General features: G+C 57.5%; 13 protein-coding genes and 6 tRNA genes. 4 read left to right on the top strand and 15 right to left on the bottom strand.

Going from position 1 to position 18,148, the window contains the following annotated elements; translation table 11 throughout:
• Nucleotides 1-84: 84 nt before the first annotated feature.
• The 9 genes from hflC to nnr all read right to left on the bottom strand — a co-directional run bounded on the left by hflC (nt 85) and on the right by nnr (nt 10,747).
• Nucleotides 85-1,092, bottom strand: coding sequence for a protease modulator HflC (gene hflC, locus FKM52_RS15965; protein WP_141177150.1), 1,008 nt, complete (start codon nt 1,090-1,092; stop codon nt 85-87).
• 3 nt (nt 1,093-1,095) lie between these two features.
• The gene (gene hflK / locus FKM52_RS15960) at nt 1,096-2,334 is read right to left on the bottom strand and encodes an FtsH protease activity modulator HflK (protein WP_141177149.1); all 1,239 of its coding nucleotides are present in this window, start codon (nt 2,332-2,334) and stop codon (nt 1,096-1,098) included.
• Nucleotides 2,335-2,400: 66 nt separating this feature from the next.
• Entirely contained in the window at nt 2,401-3,681 is a 1,281-nt protein-coding gene (gene hflX / locus FKM52_RS15955; protein WP_141177148.1) for a ribosome rescue GTPase HflX, read from the bottom strand.
• 69 nt (nt 3,682-3,750) lie between these two features.
• Nucleotides 3,751-4,074, bottom strand: coding sequence for an RNA chaperone Hfq (gene hfq / locus FKM52_RS15950; RefSeq protein WP_141177147.1), 324 nt, complete (start codon nt 4,072-4,074; stop codon nt 3,751-3,753).
• Between the two features lie 101 nt (nt 4,075-4,175).
• Nucleotides 4,176-5,126: a tRNA (adenosine(37)-N6)-dimethylallyltransferase MiaA gene (gene miaA / locus FKM52_RS15945; RefSeq protein WP_141177146.1), complete on the bottom strand. Its 951-nt coding sequence runs from the start codon at nt 5,124-5,126 to the stop codon at nt 4,176-4,178.
• Complete coding sequence (mutL, locus tag FKM52_RS15940) at nt 5,119-7,011, bottom strand: DNA mismatch repair endonuclease MutL (RefSeq protein ID WP_141177145.1); 1,893 nt, start codon at nt 7,009-7,011, stop codon at nt 5,119-5,121. Before mutL ends, miaA begins: the two co-directional genes overlap by 8 nt.
• 75 nt (nt 7,012-7,086) lie before the next feature.
• Complete coding sequence (amiB, locus tag FKM52_RS15935; RefSeq protein ID WP_377092806.1) at nt 7,087-8,751, bottom strand: N-acetylmuramoyl-L-alanine amidase AmiB; 1,665 nt, start codon at nt 8,749-8,751, stop codon at nt 7,087-7,089.
• Nucleotides 8,751-9,227: a tRNA (adenosine(37)-N6)-threonylcarbamoyltransferase complex ATPase subunit type 1 TsaE gene (gene tsaE / locus FKM52_RS15930; protein WP_141177143.1), complete on the bottom strand. Its 477-nt coding sequence runs from the start codon at nt 9,225-9,227 to the stop codon at nt 8,751-8,753. Before tsaE ends, amiB begins: the two co-directional genes overlap by 1 nt.
• Entirely contained in the window at nt 9,224-10,747 is a 1,524-nt protein-coding gene (nnr, locus tag FKM52_RS15925; RefSeq protein WP_141177142.1) for a bifunctional ADP-dependent NAD(P)H-hydrate dehydratase/NAD(P)H-hydrate epimerase, read from the bottom strand. Before nnr ends, tsaE begins: the two co-directional genes overlap by 4 nt.
• On the opposite strand from nnr, the gene queG reads away from it, so the two are divergent.
• The 4 genes from queG to grdH all read left to right on the top strand — a co-directional run bounded on the left by queG (nt 10,746) and on the right by grdH (nt 17,070).
• Nucleotides 10,746-11,885 carry a tRNA epoxyqueuosine(34) reductase QueG gene (gene queG, locus FKM52_RS15920; RefSeq protein ID WP_141177141.1) on the top strand — a complete coding sequence of 380 codons (1,140 nt, stop codon included), beginning with the start codon at nt 10,746-10,748 and terminating at the stop codon, nt 11,883-11,885. The two genes, nnr and queG, sit on opposite strands and share 2 nt — an antisense overlap.
• Nucleotides 11,886-12,818: 933 nt before the next feature.
• On the top strand, nt 12,819-14,387 hold the full coding sequence (locus tag FKM52_RS15915) for a BCCT family transporter (RefSeq protein WP_141177140.1): 1,569 nt from the start codon (nt 12,819-12,821) through the stop codon (nt 14,385-14,387).
• 28 nt (nt 14,388-14,415) lie between these two features.
• Entirely contained in the window at nt 14,416-15,744 is a 1,329-nt protein-coding gene (locus FKM52_RS15910) for a glycine/sarcosine/betaine reductase component B subunit (RefSeq protein WP_141177139.1), read from the top strand.
• A gap of 12 nt (nt 15,745-15,756) precedes the next feature.
• Nucleotides 15,757-17,070: a betaine reductase selenoprotein B gene (grdH, locus tag FKM52_RS15905; protein ID WP_141177138.1), complete on the top strand. Its 1,314-nt coding sequence runs from the start codon at nt 15,757-15,759 to the stop codon at nt 17,068-17,070.
• Between the two features lie 471 nt (nt 17,071-17,541).
• Here grdH and FKM52_RS15900 read toward each other — a convergent pair.
• The 6 genes from FKM52_RS15900 to FKM52_RS15875 form a co-directional block, all read right to left on the bottom strand.
• Nucleotides 17,542-17,617: transfer RNA gene (locus FKM52_RS15900), tRNA-Gly, on the bottom strand.
• 27 nt (nt 17,618-17,644) lie between these two features.
• Nucleotides 17,645-17,720, bottom strand: a tRNA-Gly gene (locus FKM52_RS15895).
• A 27-nt stretch (nt 17,721-17,747) separates the two neighbouring features.
• Nucleotides 17,748-17,823: transfer RNA gene (locus FKM52_RS15890), tRNA-Gly, on the bottom strand.
• Between the two features lie 27 nt (nt 17,824-17,850).
• A tRNA-Gly gene (locus FKM52_RS15885) sits at nt 17,851-17,926 on the bottom strand.
• 27 nt (nt 17,927-17,953) lie between these two features.
• Nucleotides 17,954-18,029, bottom strand: a tRNA-Gly gene (locus FKM52_RS15880).
• Nucleotides 18,030-18,056: 27 nt separating this feature from the next.
• A tRNA-Gly gene (locus FKM52_RS15875) sits at nt 18,057-18,132 on the bottom strand.
• Between the last annotated feature and the right edge of the window lie 16 nt (nt 18,133-18,148).

Genomic DNA, 18,148 nt, shown 5'->3' with positions numbered 1-18,148 from the left:
GGAAAAGGCACGGCGAAAACGGCGAGATAAAAAAAGAGCCGACGCAATGTCGGCTCTGTCAGCACTCTATCCGTACTCTATCCGTTAGCGCGTTGCAGCGCCGGAAGGCGATTTCATATAGCGGAAGAAGTCGCTGTCCGGGCTCAGCACCATCACGTTTTGATCGTCATCGAAGCTGTTTTCATAAGCGCGCAGGCTGCGGATAAAGGCATAGAAGCCCGGATCCTGACTGAAGGCGTTGGCAAACAGCTTAGCGGCTTCGGCATCGCCTTCACCACGGGTGATCAGCGCCGTGCGCTGAGCTTCCGCCAGCGTACGCGTTACCTGATAATCCGCCTGGGCGCGCAGTTTTTCCGCCTCTTCCTGACCCTGTGAGCGCTGGCTACGCGCTACCGCTTCACGCTCGGCGCGCATACGGTTATAGATAGCGTCAGACACTTCGGTCGGCAGGTTGATCTGCTTGATACGCACATCGACCACTTCAATACCCAACGCCGCCATACTGTTTGGATTGATCGATGGCTCGTTGCTCTTCGTTTCGCGTTCAACGCGCGCCGCCGCGTGAGCGATAGCGTCATCCGCCGCCGGCGTCTGCACTTCATCATCACGTCCGGCGCTGCCGGTATTCAGCGCATCGCGCACGTCGGTAGTCAGGCGCCCGCGTGAATCGGTCACGATATCTTTAACGTCGAGGCGGCCCATTTCAGAACGCAGACGGTCGCTGAACTTACGTTTCAGCAGCACTTCCGCCTGTGAAATATCACCGCCGCCGGTCGCCAGATAGTAGCGGCTGAAATCGCTGATGCGCCATTTGATATAGGAATCGACGATCAGATCCTTTTTCTCTTTGGTAACAAAGCGATCGGCCTGGTTATCCATAGTCTGAATACGCGCGTCCAGCGTTTTCACCGACTCCAGGAACGGAATCTTGAAATGCAGGCCCGGCGCGAACACCAGCGGCTTGTTCTCATCGTCACGCAACACTTTGCCGAAACGCAGTACGATACCGCGTTCGCCTTCCTGCACCACGAACAATGACGCGTAGAGCACCACCAGTACAACAATAATTAATACGATTAATGGTTTACGCATCGTTTACTCTCTCCCCTGGCGCTGGGTGTCGTTGCGCTGCGCGTTAGCGCGGCGCTGATCCATGATGTCCTGCGGACTGAACGACGAACTGCTGCTGCTGGCGCGCTCGTTGCTGCCTGAGGCCGGCGGCAGGCGCAGCAGGCTGCTCTCCTGGCTACTGCGCGGCGTGGTGGAGGAACTCTGTCCGCGCATCAGCTGATCCAGCGGCAGCACCATCAGGTTGCTGTTATTGTCGCTGACCAGCACCTTGCGGGTATGGCTCAGCACACGTTCCATCGTTTCGATATAGAGACGTTCTTTAGTGATTTCCGGCGCGGCTTTATACTCCGGCAGGATCTTCGCAAAGCGCGCGACTTCACCCTGCGCTTCCAGCACTACGCGCGCCTTGTAGGCCCGCGCCTCTTCCAGAATACGCTGCGCCTGACCGTTAGCGCGCGGCTGCACTTCGTTAGCGTAGGCTTCCGCCTCACGCACGTACTGCTCGCGGTTTTCACGTGCGGCGATCGCATCGTCAAATGCGGCCTTCACCTCTTCCGGCGGACGCGCCGCCTGGAAGTTGACGTCCAGCACGGTGATGCCCATATTGTACGGGCGAATGGTTTCATCGATTTCACGCTGCGTTTCGCTACGCACCACGGTACGCCCTTCCGTCAGGATGCGATCCATGCTGGAGCGGCCAATCACGCCGCGCAGCGCGCTGTCGGTCGCCTGGCGCAGGCTGTCATCGGCGCTGGTGACCGCAAACAGATAGCGCTCCGGATCGGTAACGCGGTACTGCACGTTCATTTCAACGCGCACGACATTTTCATCGGAGGTAAGCATCACGCCGGAAGCGGCTAGCTCGCGCACCGCCTCAACGTTTACGGCGCGCACCTGATCGATAAAGGTGGGCTTCCAGTTCAGACCCGGCTCTACCAGATGGCTAAACTGACCAAAGCGCGTTACCACGCCGCGCTCCGCTTCCTTGATGGTGTAAAAGCCGCTGGCGGCCCAGATCACTACCGCCGCTGCGGCCACGATGCCGACCAGCTTGCCGCCGTTGCCGGCGCCGCGTAGGTTATCGCCGCCTTTGCCGCCGCCCAGACCGCCAAGCTTTTTGCTCAGCTTACGGAAGATATCATCGAGATCGGGAGGCCCTTGATCGCGTCCTCCTTTGTTTCCCCCAGAGTTGCCGCCTTGATTATTGCTGCTTCCCCACGGGTCGCGGTCTTGTCCGTTATTACCGGGCTGATTCCACGCCATGTTTATACTCCATTTATTATGTGTGCGGTGGTATCCCATGCCGGGATACGCGTTTCAGGCAACATGTCAAACAATATAATCGACCAGCGTCGGCTCCTGCTTGCACAGGCGGCGCCAGTCGACAATCGGCATGCGTATCGTTAGCCCTACGCTGCCGTCCTCTTCATTCCATTCATTCTCAATGGCCTGCAGCTGATAAAAACGGCTGCGCAGGCGCCCCGCCTCCGGCGGCAGGCGCAGATCGTAATGCGCAATTTCGCCGGCCAGCCGCTCGGTCAACGCCTGAAACAGCAGCGGCAGGCCCGCGCCGCTTTGGGCGGAAAGCCAAACGCGTACCGGCAGGTTTTCATCATTGCGATCGATACGCGGCTCAAAACCCTCCAGCATATCGATTTTGTTCATTACCTGCAGCGCAGGGATTTCGTCGGCTTCAATCTCTTCCAGCACCGTTTCCACCGCGGCGATATTGTCATCCATACGCAGATCGGCGGCATCGATAACGTGCAGCAGCAGCGCGGCCTGGCGCGTTTCCTGCAGCGTGGCCTTAAAGGCGGCGACTAAATCGTGCGGCAGATGGCGAATAAAGCCTACCGTATCCGCCAGCACCACCTCGCCGACATCGGCGACGTCAATACGGCGCAGGGTCGGATCGAGAGTAGCGAACAGCTGGTCGGCGGCGTAAACGTCGGCGGAAGTCACGCTGTTAAACAGGGTGGATTTACCGGCGTTGGTATAGCCCACCAGCGAAACCGTTGGGATATCCGCCTTGGCGCGCGCCTGACGCCCCTGATCGCGCTGCTTTTCGACGCGCTCCAGGCGCGACAAAATCTGGCTGATGCGGTTGCGCAGCAGCCTGCGGTCGGTTTCCAGCTGAGTTTCACCCGGTCCGCGCAGGCCGATCCCCCCTTTCTGACGCTCAAGGTGAGTCCAGCCGCGCACCAGGCGCGTGGCGAGATGGCGCAGCTGAGCCAGCTCTACCTGTAATTTACCTTCATGAGTACGGGCGCGCTGGGCAAATATATCCAGAATTAATCCCGTGCGGTCAATCACACGGCATTCGCACAGACGCTCAAGGTTGCGTTCCTGAGCCGGGGTCAGAGCATGATCGAACAGCACAACGGAAGCTCCGGTGGCTTTAACCGCTTCTGCGATTTCGACAGCTTTACCTTCACCGACAAAATATTTGGGATGTGGCGCTTTGCGGCTACCGGTTATCACGCGCAGCGCTTCGACGCCTGAGGAAGAGACCAGCGTTTCGAATTCCTGCAGGTCTTCTGTCTCTTTGTCTTGCGAGAACCAGATGTGTACCAGTATGGCCTGCTCACCGGCATCATAACGGTCAAACAAGCTTAAACCTCTCTAATAAATTGACCAAAACGGGGTAGTTTCCCCGTTCTGGTATTGCGATGGCAGAGCTTACTCAGCGCTATCACCGTCTTGCTGCTGCGGCTGCGATTGCGATTGCGATTGCGCTGCCTGATTATTGCCGCCGTGGTGATAGTTGCTACCGCCGCCAGCGTTGTTGCTATGGTGGGAGACGGCACGGGACGGAACCACGGTAGAGATAGCGTGCTTATACACCATCTGGCTGACCGTATTTTTCAACAAAATCACAAACTGATCGAAAGATTCAATCTGCCCTTGCAGTTTGATGCCATTAACCAAATAAATCGAAACCGGAACACGCTCGCGACGCAGTGCGTTCAAGAACGGGTCTTGTAATGATTGCCCCTTAGCCATTCTATCTTTTCCTTATATGCTTGTTGTTTATTACTAAGAACCCTGCGGCTCTAAATACTGCGTAAAAAATTTGCGCACGATAACGGTTCAATTGTACACATTCACCCGCGGTTCGCATCAAGAACCTGTAATACCTGGCGAAGAGACTGGTCTGGACGATCGCTGTCAAGCCAGTGAACATGTTGCCAGCCTCGTAACCAGGTCATTTGGCGCTTGGCAAGCTGCCGGGTGGCGCAAATTCCCCGATAAACCATCTCGTCGTATGGGATCTCGCCTTCAAGGTAAGACCACATCTGGCGGTAGCCCACACAGCGAATGGAAGGCAAATCCGTATGCAAATCTCCCCGTGCAAACAGCGCACGCGCCTCAGCTTCAAACCCTGAAGCCAACATTTGTTCAAAACGCAACGCAATACGCTGATGCAATACTTCACGGCTCGCCGGAGCGATAGCGAACTGCACGACATCATAGGGCAGAGCATCACCCGCAGTTTTCGTCAGTTCTGTTAAAGTTTTACCCGAAATAAAAAAAACTTCCAGTGCTCGCGAGAGTCTCTGGGGATCATTCGGATGAATACGTGCTCCGGCAATGGGATCAATTTCACATAATTGGCGGTGCAGAGCTTCCCATCCCTGTTCACGCGCCATCTGTTCTATCCGCTTACGTACTTCCGGATCGGCCGAGGGCAATGGCGACAATCCTTCCAGCAACGCTTTGAAATAGAGCATGGTTCCACCAACAAGCAACGGAATTCGCCCCTGCGAGACGATATCCGCCATTTCCGCCAGCGCATCACGACGAAAATCGGCAGCTGAGTAAGCTTCCGACGGATCGCGAATGTCCAGCAGACGATGGGGCGCCAGCGCCAGCTCTTCCGCGCCAGGTTTGGCAGTGCCAATATCCATGCCGCGGTAAATCAAAGCTGAATCAACGCTAATCAACTCTACCGGCAAGTGATCACGCAGCCTGATGGCCAGCGCAGTTTTACCGGAAGCCGTCGGCCCCATCAAAAAAATAGCCTTAGGCCGGCCCGCCATTTTACTTTCACTCATGCTTCAGGGCGCTTAACGCCGTTTCTGTGTCAATCGGTTGTAATAAACCCGGAGGCGGCGATTTCAACAGCGTCGGGCAGAGCCTTTCGACATCCGCCAGCAACGCTATCGCCTGTGAGTGATTCCAGCGCATATCGTCCAGCTCCGCCTGCCGCGCCAGCCACTGGGCCAGCAGCGTCGGCGAAATATCCTGCTGACGGGCGAGATAGCCTAACAGTTCTGGAATCAAGATTTGTAAATTTTGTTGGCGTAATGGTAAAGGCACCGCGCGAAGCGTCACATGCTGCCCATCGCTTTGCAAATCGATGCCGAGCAGGCGCAGCAGTTCGCCCTGTCGCTGCATCGCTTCGCGCTCCGGCACAGCCAGTTTCAGCCGCACCGGAATCAGCAGCGGCTGCGGCTTCAGCCCCTCGTCGCCCGGCTCCAGCTGCGCCTGGCGCAGCCAGCGCGCCGCTACCGCCAGCGCGATCATTGCCAGCCCGCCGTCACGCTCCACCACCGCATAGCGATCGCGCAGCACCGTCAGCACTCGCCCCAGGCTTTGGCTGTGGCCGCGCAGCGGCGCCTCAGCCGCTTCCGGGCGTGAAGCGCGCGGCGGCGCTTCCTCCGCATGCGCCGCAGGCGTTTGCAGCAGCTGCTGGTACAGCGCGCCTTCTCTTTTCTGATAGCCCGGCTGCTGCTGCGGCCAGCCGGCGCCTGAGCCGCCTTTTCCCGCAGCGCTACCGGCGGAGGAGGCGCGGGGCGATGCCCCCGCTGCCGGCGAAACAGGCTGCCGCCCAACGCTTTCAGCTGATGGAGTGGCGAAGTGGTTGCCGCCCGCCGCCGGTCGGTTCTCCGGCTGCCAGCGCGGCATCTCCCGCTCGTCGTTTAGCGGCAGCCGTTCCGCCCCGGTTTCCTGCAAGACGCTAATCACGCCCTGATAGATAAAATCATGCACCAGCCGCGACTGATGAAAACGTACCTCGTGCTTTGCCGGATGGACGTTAACATCAACCTGATGCGGATCGATTTGCAGATAGAGCACGTAGGCGGGCTGATGATCGCCGCCCAGTTTCTCCTGATAGGCCTGGCGTATCGCGTGGTTGATTAATCTGTCGCGCATCATGCGCCCGTTGACGTAGCAATATTGCAGTTCGCTGACCTGGCGAGCGCCGGCCGGATCGGCCACCCAGCCGCGCAGCAGCAGATCGCCATGCTGCCACTCGATTTTCAGCGCATGTTCCATAAAGGTAGCGCCGCAGATTGCGCCCAGCCGCCGCAGCTGCTGATTTTCCTGCGTCGCCGCGCGATACTGGCGCACCAGCTTGCCGTTGTGGGTCAGCGAAATAGCGATATCGAAGCGCGCCAGCGCAATACGCCGCACTACCTCATCAATATGGGTAAATTCCGTTTTCTCGGTGCGCAGGAATTTACGCCGCGCCGGCGTATTGTAAAAGAGATCGAGTACCTCCAGCGTGGTGCCGGGCGGATGCGCCGCCGGCTTTACCGTTACCGTCATATCGCGCCCTTCCGCGTAGGCCTGCCAGGCCTCGCTCTGCTCGGCGGGACGCGAAGTCAGCGTCAGGCGAGACACCGAGCTGATACTGGCCAGCGCTTCGCCGCGAAATCCAAGGCTCACGATCGCTTCCAGATCGTCCAGCGAGGCGATTTTGCTGGTAGCGTGACGCGCCAGCGCCATCGCCAGTTCCTCTTTACCAATGCCGCTGCCGTTATCGCGGATGCGAATCAGTTTGGCGCCGCCTTTTTCGATATCGATATCAATGCGCGTGGCGCCCGCATCAAGGCTGTTTTCCACCAGCTCCTTTACGACCGATGCCGGACGCTCGACCACTTCACCGGCGGCGATCTGGTTAGCTAACTGGGGCGGCAGGATCTGAATGGGCATCGGGCATATCCTCAATCTGGCGTAAAACAAGGGCGTCACGCGACCTGAGCGTAGCGGGCCGGCGGCCCGCTGCCGTTATGAGGCGGGGATCTTTAGCGTTTGCCCCAGCATCACGTTGGTCGACTTCATATTATTGGCCTGCATAATCGCCTGCGCGCTGACGCCATAGTGAACTGCAATGGCGGTCAGCGAGTCGCCGCGCACCACTTTATGGCGCAGCGGGCGACGGCTGGCGGATGCCGTAGCGGCAGACGCAGCGCCGTTGGCCGGCACCTTCAGGCGCTGTCCGACCCAGACGCTCTGCTTTTTCAACTGGTTCAGCTGCGTCAGCGTACTCATCGAGACGCCATAGCGCGCGGCGATTCCCGATAGCGTTTCGCCCCGCTTAACCACGTGGCGCGTTACCGGTCCGGTATAGGCTACCGGAGAACTGGCGCGATTCGCTTTAACTTCAACCGCCGTTGCGGACGCCAACGGACGGTTTTCCTGCTTTGGGACGGATTGCAACGGATGCGTCAGGAAGTAGCTGCGCAGGCCGCGATAGATCGACCCGGCAATCTTCTCCTGATACGCGCTGCTTCCCAGCAGCCGCTCCTCCGAAGGATTACTGATAAACCCCGTCTCCACCAGCAGCGAAGGGATATCCGGCGAGCGCAATACGCCCAGGCTGGCATGTTCCGGACGCCGTTTGTGCAGCGATCCTACCTGCTGCAGCTGCTGAATCACTTTTATCGCCACATCATAACCGACGCGCTGCGAATGACCGAACTGTAAATCCAGCACCGCCTGGCTGAGATAGGGATCGGCCTGACTGTTCGCCAGCAGATCGCCCGCGCCGCCCAGCAGCTCGGACTGCTTCTCATGCTGCTCCAGCCAGTTCGCCATTTCACTGTTGGCGCGGCGGTTAGAGAGCACCCATACCGACGCGCCGCGGGCGCTGCGATTGGGGGCGGCATCGGCGTGGATAGAAATCAGCAGGTTGGCGTTTTGCTTACGCGCCACGTCGGAACGCCCCATTACCGAGATAAAATAGTCGCCGTCGCGCGTCAGTACGCCTTTAAACATCGGATCGTCGTTCAGCAACGCCTTCAGCTTACGGGCGATGGCGATAGTGACGTTTTTCTCTTTCAGGCCGTTCGAGCCGATAGCGCCAGGATCCTGGCCGCCGTGCCCGGCGTCAATCGCGACGATCACCGTATCGTTGGCGCTGCTGTTGCTTTGTCCCGGCGCGATACGGCTGTTGCTGCCGGTTACCGTCGTTACCTTGTTGCCGTTAAAAGGATTGTGCGCGGGCGCGACCGGCTGCGGGCGATCGCGGGGGACGGCGCTGGCCGGCGCGCGCGTAGCGGCAGTCTGCCTGCCGCTAATAGTAAACACCACTTTATAATCGTCGCCGCTGCGCTGGGTAGCGGCGCGGGTTTTAGCCGACTGGGTCAGCTCAAACACCAGGCGGATGCTTTGCTTGTCCTTCGGCTGACTGGTACGAATGCGCCTCACGAGGTTATTGCCGCTGAATTCCAGCGGCAGCCCTTTGATGACGCCGGACTGGCGAATATCCAGCACCACGCGATCCGGGTTGCGCAACGGGAAAAAACCGTAGACCGGCTGTCCGTTAAAGCTCAGCGTTATCGTCGCCTGGCTGCCGCCGTTCGACACCTGAATATCGGACAGATTCGCCGCCGGCGCGGTTGCCGACAGCAGGCACAGCAGCATCAACAGCAAGACCCTGATGCGCGCCATTATCGGCCTTCCTTATGGTTCATCACCTGCGCCGCCAGACGCTCGCCCAGCGGCGAATGCGCCGCCAGCTGCGCTTCACGCGCCTGACCGGCATAGCTCAGGGTGAGCGACAGATCGGGCGCCGGCAGCACGCCCGCGCCCTGCTGCGGCCACTCCACAAGGCAAACCGCATCGCCGCTGAAATAGTCGCGAATACCCATAAACTCCAGCTCTTCCGCATCGGCCAGCCGGTAGAGATCAAAGTGATAAACCGGGCGGGCGAACTGCTGATAAGGCTCGACCAGCGTATAGGTGGGGCTTTTTACGTTGCCCTGATGGCCCATCGCCTGCAAAAATCCGCGGCTGAAGGTGGTTTTCCCCGCGCCTAAATCGCCGTAAAGATAGATGACCACCGCGCTGTCGCAGGCGCGGGCAAGTTGAGCGCCCAAAGCGAGGGTTGCCGCCTCGTCAGGCAATGCGATAACACAGGTATTCATGCTTTATTGTTTAACTTCTCAGGATTAACAAAACGATAGAGTTCGGAGAACAGATCGGTCGCCAGCATACCGCGCGTGCCAAAGCGCGCCGCCACCGCATCCGCCGCCGCGCCATGCACTACGCAGCCCGCACAGGCAGCATCATACAGATTCAACTTCTGACCGCACAGGGCGCCGATAATGCCGGAAAGCACGTCACCCATGCCGCCTGAGGCCATACCCGCGTTGCCGACATCGGCGAAAGCCATCTCACCGCTTTCGCTGGCGATAACGGTTCCTGCCCCTTTCAGCACCGCTACGCCGCCATAGCGTTTCACCAGGCGTTGCGCCGCAAGTAAGCGATCGCTTTCTATTTCCGCCGTCGCCACGTTTAACAGCCGCGCCGCTTCGCCTGGATGAGGCGTAATGATGCGATTCTGACGTTTATCGGGATTGAATGCCAGCAGGTTAAGCGCGTCAGCATCCCACAGCATCGGTTTCGGAAAATTTTCCACTCGCCGCAGCGCTTTTTTACCCCACTCTTTCTGTCCCAGTCCGGGGCCGATCGCCACCACGTCGGCCCACTCCAGCGCCTGCTGCAGCGCCTCATCCGTTAGCGCATCCACCATAATTTCAGGGCGGGCGGCGAGAATGGGAATAATATTATCCTGGTGAGTAAGCACTCGCACCAAACCGGCGCCAGCGCGTAATGCGGCCTCCGCCGTCATTCTAATCGCCCCCGCCGTACCGCGATCGCCGCCGACCACCAGCAGCCGCCCATGATAGCCCTTATGCGACGTGGGGCGCCGCGGCGTTAGCCAGCGGGTTAGCGACTGGGCATCGTAGCGCGCCATGGGCGCCTGTTGTCCGGCCAGCCAGTTTTCCAGCCCCAGGCCGTGATAGTGCAGTTCGCCGACATAATCGCGCGCCTTGCCGGTCAGATGCCCCGGCTTGATTGCGATCGGCGCCAGCGTCGCTTCTGCCGCAATGACCGCGCCCGGCGCCGTACCGTTTGCCGCCGCCAGCCCGGAGGGCATATCTATAGCGAAAACCGGCGCCGGATGGCGGTTGGCTTTTTCAATCAGCTGCGCATAGTCATCGGCGGGCGCGCGATTCAGTCCGGCGCCCAACAGCGCGTCAACAATGATATCCACCGGCTCCGGCCAGGGCGCGTCCGCCGCATGGATTTCTCCGCCCGCATTTAGCCAACTGCTGCGTGCGGCCTCCGCCTCTTCTGGTAGCGGGCGCTCACTTTCACAGGCGAGCAGCGTAACCTGATACCCCGCCGCCTGCGCTAATCGCGCCGCCACATAACCGTCGCCGCCGTTATTGCCGTGACCGCACAGCACCAGCCAGTGCCGCGCCTGCGGCCAACGGCGACGAATCAACTCAAATACGGCGCCGCCGGCGCGCAGCATTAGCTCATATAGCGTGATGCCCAGGCTATCGGCGCCCTCGCTTTCCAGCCGACGCAGCGCCTGCGCAGGCCAGACGGAATGTGGTAAACTGCGGGCGTTTTCTCTCTTTCTATGGTTAGTCATGTCACACCCTCTCGATCTGCAACAACTCGCTCAGGATATAAAACAGTGGGGCCTCGCGCTCGGCTTTCAGCAGGTCGGCATCTGCGATACCGATCTTTCGCTGGAGGAGCCGCGCCTGCAGGCGTGGCTGGAACAGCAGCGCCACGGCGAAATGGAGTGGATGGCGCGGCATGGCATGATGCGCGCCCGCCCGCATGAACTGTTGCCCGGCACCCTGCGCGTTATTAGCGTACGGATGAACTACCTGCCGGCGAAAGCCGCCTTTGCCAGCACGCTAAAAAATCCCCGTCTGGGTTACGTCAGCCGCTACGCTTTAGGCCGCGACTACCACAAAGTATTACGCAATCGCCTGAAAAAGCTCGGTGATTTAATCCAGCAGCGCTGCGCGGAGGCGAATTTTCGACCTTTTGTTGATTCAGCGCCGGTTCTTGAACGTCCGCTGGCGGCAAAAGCAGGCCTCGGCTGGACAGGTAAGCACTCACTTATACTCAACCGCGAGGCAGGCTCCTGGTTCTTTCTCGGCGAGCTGCTGATCAATCTGCCGCTGCCGATCGACCGGCCGCAGGAAGCACAGTGCGGCCGCTGCGTCGCCTGCATTACCACCTGCCCAACCGGCGCCATCGTCGAACCCTATGTAGTGGATGCGCGCCGCTGCATCTCCTATCTGACTATCGAGCTGGAAGGCGCTATCCCCGAAGAATTGCGCCCGCTGATCGGCAATCGTATCTACGGCTGCGATGACTGCCAGCTTATTTGCCCGTGGAATCGCTTTGGTCAACTGACCGATGAGGATGATTTTTCGCCGCGCGCCGCGCTGCACGCGCCGCCGCTGACCGAATTGTTCGCCTGGGATGAAGCTAAATTTTTGCGCATTACCGAAGGTTCGGCGATTCGCCGTATCGGTCATCTGCGCTGGCTGCGCAACGTTGCGGTTGCCCTGGGCAACGCCCCCTGGGAGGCGGCCAATATTACCGCGCTGGAAAGCCGTCTCGGCGAAAACAGCATGCTGGATGAACATATTGAGTGGGCGATAGCGCAACAGCTAGCGAAACGCCGCGCCAGCGCCGTTGAGGTGCAGCCATCGAAAAAGCTGCGGCTGATCAGAGCCGTGGAAAAAGGGTTACCACGCGACGCCTGATTTGTCCACAGTCTGTGAATAAAAATAAAAAACCGTTGTCATTCAACGTCGAAAAAAATGCCGGGCGATTGTTCCACCCTTTTTCGACTATTTATATTTTTTATAAATCAAACAATTAACGTTTTATGGGTAAGTTAACAGGCGAACCGGCGCCGCTTTTTTCTGAGCAATAGCTGTGGATAACTCTGTTTAAAAATAAAGGAGAAAGTATTACTCAGCGCTGGCTGAAGGCGGACAGGGGAGCTGCGGCAACGCGGCAGATTATCCGCCGCCGCCGACTTTCGCCGCGAAGCAAAGCCGCTGGAGGATGGATCACCCTGACGCCCCGGAAAATTGGGGGAGGCATTATGCCCTCGCCTGACGGGAATAACAAGGCTTCGCTGAGGCGACAAAATTAAATGCCCGTTTTTTCGCCGCCTCTGAGCGGCGCGTCAGCCGGGCGCGGCGGCGGTTCAGGCAGATACAGGCCGCGCGCCTGGCGCGCAGCCGTAAAAACAGACTGGATAAGATTGAAGAATTTTCATGCCAGATCAAATTTTTCTTGCGATGAAGTCGCTACATTAACGCCATGCAAAATAAATAAGAGGAACGTCAAAATGCGTTTAATCACTCTGTTCAGATACCAAAAACCATCCCATAACTTACCGGTTTATATTAATCACTACGCGGCAAATTCTTGATTATTCTCTGCTCCGGCCGTGTGTCGGATCGGTAAAGCACTTCTACTCCACGCCCCTCCCCGACAATTACTCTGTCTGGCTATAACTCTGCTTGCCGGAATTAAGCCGTTATATTTTCTGCAAAAATTCCTGCTCGCGCATTATAAAAACGGCGCGACGGCGGAAAATATTTTCCGTTTTTACCACCAGGATATTCCCAAATATTTAATCACGTTATTGCATTCGTTACCGACTAAGCTCTGAGAGGTAATTTATGAATGGCACCGATAAGACAAATAACGACAAAACGGTATTTTACGTCTCCCTGATCGTCGTGGCCTGCGTGGTCGCATGGGGAGTAATGGGCGCCAGCAGTTTTAAAAACGCCGGCGATACGGTATTCAGCTTTCTGACAACGAAATTCGCCTGGTTCTATATTCTTTGCATGGCGACCTTCGTACTATTTTCCATCTGGATATGCTGTAGCAAATATGGAAATATCGTGCTGGGCAAAGATGGTGAGAAGCCGGCATACAGCACGCTCGCCTGGTTCGCCATGTTATTCAGCGCAGGGAAAGGCATCGGCCTGCTGTTTTATAGCGTGGCAGAGCCGCTCAGCCATTACGCCCACCCTACCGGCGCCGTACCCGGTTCGCCAGAGGCGATGGCTTTTGCATTGCGCAAGTCCTTTCTCCACTGGGGGCTGCAGCCCTGGTCAGGCTATTGCGTCATGGCATTGGGGCTGGCTTATATCCAGTTCCGCAAAGACAAACCCGGCCTGATCAGCAGCGTACTGATTCCACTGCTTGGCGAAAAGCTGGCAGGCGGCATTATCGGCAAGTGCGTGGATATTCTGGCAATCTTCGCCACCGTCGCCGGCGTGGCGACGTCGTTTGGCCTCGGCACCTACCAGATTAGCAGCGGATTAAACGCCGTCTTCGGCCTTGAACAGACCAATACGCTATTAATGCTGATTGTCTTTTCTATTACCGCGATTTTATTAATGTCCATTGTCGCCGGTCTGGATAAGGGCATGAAGCGCATTTCCAGCGCTAACCTGTGTATGTCTGCGGCAATTATGCTGTTTATGTTCTTCGTCGGTCCCCGGATAGCCATAATGAACGGGCTGGTAGAGGGCGTCGGCAATTATATCTCTCACTATGTGTTCGATAGCCTGTCGGTCGGAGCTTTCTCCGAACAAGAGGCGCGATGGTATGGCGACTGGACGATCTTTTACTGGGCATGGTGGATCGCCTGGGCGCCTTTTGTCGGCACTTTTATCGCCCGCATATCGCGGGGGCGCACCATCCGTCAGTTCGTGCTGGGCGTATTGCTGGCGCCGACGCTGGCAGGCATCAGCTGGTTCTCCATCTTCGGCATGAGCGCCATGGGGCTTGGGCTGGATCAGGCTATCGCCGCCACCTCGGTAGATGTCAGCCGTTCAATCTATATCGTACTGCAGCATTTCCCGTTTAGTACCGCTATCTCGGTGTTGGTGGTAGCGCTCCTGATCACCTTTTTCCTCAGTTCGGCGGACTCGGCCACTTTCGTACTCGGCATGTTTTCCAGTAACGGCGATCTGAATCCGAAGACCTCGCGCAAAGTGATGTGGGCGCTGATTCAGGCGGCGCTGGCGCTGGCATTAATGATTGCCGGCGGGAAAAGCGGGCTGAATATGCTGAAGACGGCCTCGATTTCCGTGGCGTTTCCTTTCGCCTTTATTTTACTCCTGAGTATGGCGTCTCTGGTAAAAGGATTACGGGAAGAAACCCGTGCCGCGCGCAAGGAAAGCCTCGCTGAAAAACACCCACAGAAGAAAATATCAGATCAACCCGTTACGTAATCCGCTTAATAAACGAAGAGGTGCAGAGATGAAATTAGAGATAGGTAATTTCCATGTCAGAGATGTCGTATTTGGCGCCAGGACAGCTTTTATCGATGGCATTTTGAGCATCAATAAAGAGGAGGCGCTGGCGCTTATTTGCGAAGATGAACATATTACTGCTGCCGATATTATTATCGCCCGTCCCGGAGAAAGTAAACGTATCGTCCCGGTGAAAGAGGCGATTGAGCCGCGCTGTAAACTGGATGGCAGCCCTCTGTTTCCGGGCGTCACCTCCAGCGATCTGGTTTCCTGCGAGGGCGGCGTCACGCACGCGCTAAAAAATTGCAGCGTGCTGGCCGTCGGTAAACACTGGGGCAGCTTCGGCGACGGCGTAATTGATATGTCCGGCGAGGGAGCCAACCTCACCTATTATTCCGGCTTAATTAATATCTGCCTGGTGGCCGATACCGACGAGCTGTTTGAACAACGCGAGCAGCAGAAAAAGAATCACGCTATCCGCTGGGCTGCCCACAAGCTGGCGGAATATCTCGGCGAAGCCGTACGCGCCCTGACGCCGGAGAGCGTTGAGACCTTCGAGCTGCCGCCGCTTAGCCGACGCGACGCCGGGGTTATGCAGCTTCCCGGCGTGGTTTACGTTATGCAAATTCAATCCCAGATGGAGGAACTGGGCTACAACGATCTGCTGTACGGCTGGGATGCTAACCGCACGCTCCCCACCTTTATGCACCCCAATGAAATTCTGAACGGCGCCGTTATCGGCGGCTCCTTTATGCCGTGCTCATCGAAATGGTCAACCTACGATATGCAGAACTGCCCAATGATTAAAGAGCTGTATGGGCAACATGGTAAGACGATTAATTTCCTTGGCGTCATCATGTCCAATCTGAATGTCGCGCTGGAGCAAAAACAGCGCGCCGCGCTGTTTGTCGCCCAAATGGCCCGCAGCCTGGGAGCCGACAGCGCCGTGCTGGCAGAGGAAGGCTACGGTAATCCGGACGCCGATTTCATCGCCTGCTTTAACGCGCTGGAAGATGCTGGGGTGAAAACCGTCGGCATTACCAATGAATGTACCGGGCGCGACGGGCGCTCGCAGCCGCTGGTAGCGCTCAGCGCTAAGGCCAACGCCATTGTCTCATGCGGCAACGTATCCCAGCTGCTGGAGCTGCCGCCGATGGATGAAGTTATTGGCGAACTGGCGTCGATTGGGCGCGACGGCCTTTCCGGCGGCTGGGAAGGCGATGAAAAACTGGGCCCTTCCGTGCGCCCGGATGGCTCCATCATCATCGAGAACAACAGCATGTTCTGCGGCGATCAGGTAATCGGCTGGTCGCGTAAAACGATGCTCGATTTTTAAGGAGAAAATGCGATGAAAAAAGCAGTTGTTTATATTAACCAGTACTTCGCCGGCATAGGCGGAGAATCCGAGGCGGATCAGAGGCCGTTGTTCCATGACGGCGCTCACGGCTCGGCAAAGGCGCTGCAGGCGGCGCTGAAAAATGCCGGGATCGCCCATACCATCGTATGCGGCGATAACTATATGGGGTCCAGTACGGACGCCGCCGTTGCAGAGATTATGCAGTTTCTTGAAGGCGTACAGTTTGATATTTTTCTCGCCGGCCCGGCGTTCCAGGCGGGACGTTACGGCTCGGCCTGCGGCACTATCTGTAAAGCCGTACAGGAAAAATTCAACGTGCCCGCGGTAACTTCCATGCACGAAGAAAACCCCGGCGTGGAGATGTTCAGAAAGGAACTCTATATTTTTCCGGGCGGGAAAAGCGCGGCTAAAATGCGCGATGACGCGGCGACAATGGCCAGGTTTGCCGATAAGCTACTCGCTGGCGAAAAACCGGGTCCGGCAGCGGAGGAAGGTTTTTATTCGCGCGGAATCCGTCATCAGGTCTATAACCCTGACTTAAAACCAGCCGCGGAGCGGGTTATCGACATGCTGCTGAAGAAAACGCATGGTCAACCCTATCAAACGGAGCTGCCTATTCCCCCGGACCGCCGGGTGCCCATCGCGCCGGCGATTACCGATCTCTCTAAAGCCAAAATCGCACTGGTCACCAGCGGCGGCATTGTCCCGGTCGATAATCCCGATCGTATCCAGTCAGCCTCTGCTACACGCTGGGGCATGTATGATATATCCGCCATCGATAATCTGCAGTCTGGCGTTTATAAAACCATTCATGCCGGTTACGATCCCGCGGCGGCGGACGCCGATCCGGACGTCGTCGTACCGCTGGATGCGCTGCGAGCCTATGAAAAAGAGGGACGCATCGGCGCTATCGACAGCCATTTCTATACCACCGTCGGCACCGGCACCACGGAGGCGGAAGCGGAACGCATGGCGAAGGAGATGGTCGTCCATCTACGCAACCATAACGTTGATGCCGTAATACTTACCTCTACCTGAGGCACCTGCACTCGTTGCGGCGCAACGATGGTTAAAGAAATTGAAAAAGCCGGTTTTCCGGTAGTGCAGATGTGTAATCTGATCCCGGTTGCAGAAACCGTTGGCGCTAACCGTATTGTGCCAACCATTTCCATCCCATATCCGCTGGGCGATCCGGCGACATCGGCGGAAACGCAGTGGAAGCTGCGCTATCACCGCGTTGGCGTAGCGCTGGATGCGCTGACCAGCGATATTGAGGAACAGACGGTGTTTAAAGTGCGGGTTTAACCTCGCTCCGGTTGCCGGAGCCGACGCGCGCTCCGGCAACCATCCGTTTTCAGCTGCCCCTGGCGATTATTCGCCGTCGCGGAGGCGTGCGCTGCATCATTTTCCCTTACTGACTTTTGGATAGCGTTCCCCTTCTTTGTCGGAGGCAAGGCAAACACGGGAGGCGTGCGCTGCATCATTTTCCGCTGCTGACTTTTGGATAACGTTCCCCTTCTCTGTCGGAGACAAGGCAAGAACGGGACGGGATAAAAAAACGCTCGCTGGCAGCATAACAGACTAAAGCTCTCGCACTGCCGGGAAGCAACCGCGCCAGTCGCGCTTGCTGCATACCATCGCCAGGAGGAAATAAATCTGCTGTAGCGCAAAACAGACAAGGCAAATAACGGTTCAGCTAACAGGAAAAAGCGAAGGGGATAACAAACGGCGATACCGGAAAAAGAGGGGGGAGAAATCAAAATAAGAAGGACATTCTGGAGCGGGAAACGAGACTCGAACTCGCGACCCCGACCTTGGCAAGGTCGTGCTCTACCAACTGAGCTATTCCCGCTTGGTGTTTCGGGTACTGCGTAAATTCTGGAGCGGGAAACGAGACTCGAACTCGCGACCCCGACCTTGGCAAGGTCGTGCTCTACCAACTGAGCTATTCCCGCTTGGTGTTTCGGGCACTGCATAAATTCTGGAGCGGGAAACGAGACTCGAACTCGCGACCCCGACCTTGGCAAGGTCGTGCTCTACCAACTGAGCTATTCCCGCTTGGTGTTTCGGGCACTGCATAAATTCTGGAGCGGGAAACGAGACTCGAACTCGCGACCCCGACCTTGGCAAGGTCGTGCTCTACCAACTGAGCTATTCCCGCTTGGTGTTTCGGGCACTGCATAAATTCTGGAGCGGGAAACGAGACTCGAACTCGCGACCCCGACCTTGGCAAGGTCGTGCTCTACCAACTGAGCTATTCCCGCTTGGTGTTTCGGGCACTGCATAAATTCTGGAGCGGGAAACGAGACTCGAACTCGCGACCCCGACCTTGGCAAGGTCGTGCTCTACCAACTGAGCTATTCCCGCTTGGTGTTTCGGGCAC

Origin of the sequence: Mixta tenebrionis, from assembly GCF_006517625.1 — a bacterium.
GTDB lineage: Bacteria > Pseudomonadota > Gammaproteobacteria > Enterobacterales > Enterobacteriaceae > Mixta > Mixta tenebrionis.
Note: the sequence above shows the minus strand (reverse complement) of the source record. Positions and strands in the feature narration are given on the sequence as shown.

Excerpts from the sequence above, each read along its gene's own strand:
- hflC (WP_141177150.1), bottom strand. The coding sequence starts at position 1,092 with ATGCGTAAACCATTAATCGTATTAATTATTGTTGTACTGGTGGTGCTC.
- hflK (WP_141177149.1), bottom strand. The coding sequence starts at position 2,334 with ATGGCGTGGAATCAGCCCGGTAATAACGGACAAGACCGCGACCCGTGG.
- hfq (WP_141177147.1), bottom strand. The coding sequence starts at position 4,074 with ATGGCTAAGGGGCAATCATTACAAGACCCGTTCTTGAACGCACTGCGT.
- miaA (WP_141177146.1), bottom strand. The coding sequence starts at position 5,126 with ATGAGTGAAAGTAAAATGGCGGGCCGGCCTAAGGCTATTTTTTTGATG.
- mutL (WP_141177145.1), bottom strand. The coding sequence starts at position 7,011 with ATGCCCATTCAGATCCTGCCGCCCCAGTTAGCTAACCAGATCGCCGCC.
- amiB (WP_377092806.1), bottom strand. The coding sequence starts at position 8,751 with ATGGCGCGCATCAGGGTCTTGCTGTTGATGCTGCTGTGCCTGCTGTCG.
- tsaE (WP_141177143.1), bottom strand. The coding sequence starts at position 9,227 with ATGAATACCTGTGTTATCGCATTGCCTGACGAGGCGGCAACCCTCGCT.
- queG (WP_141177141.1), top strand. The coding sequence starts at position 10,746 with ATGTCACACCCTCTCGATCTGCAACAACTCGCTCAGGATATAAAACAG.
- nnr (WP_141177142.1), bottom strand. The coding sequence starts at position 10,747 with ATGACTAACCATAGAAAGAGAGAAAACGCCCGCAGTTTACCACATTCC.
- FKM52_RS15915 (WP_141177140.1), top strand. The coding sequence starts at position 12,819 with ATGAATGGCACCGATAAGACAAATAACGACAAAACGGTATTTTACGTC.
- FKM52_RS15910 (WP_141177139.1), top strand. The coding sequence starts at position 14,416 with ATGAAATTAGAGATAGGTAATTTCCATGTCAGAGATGTCGTATTTGGC.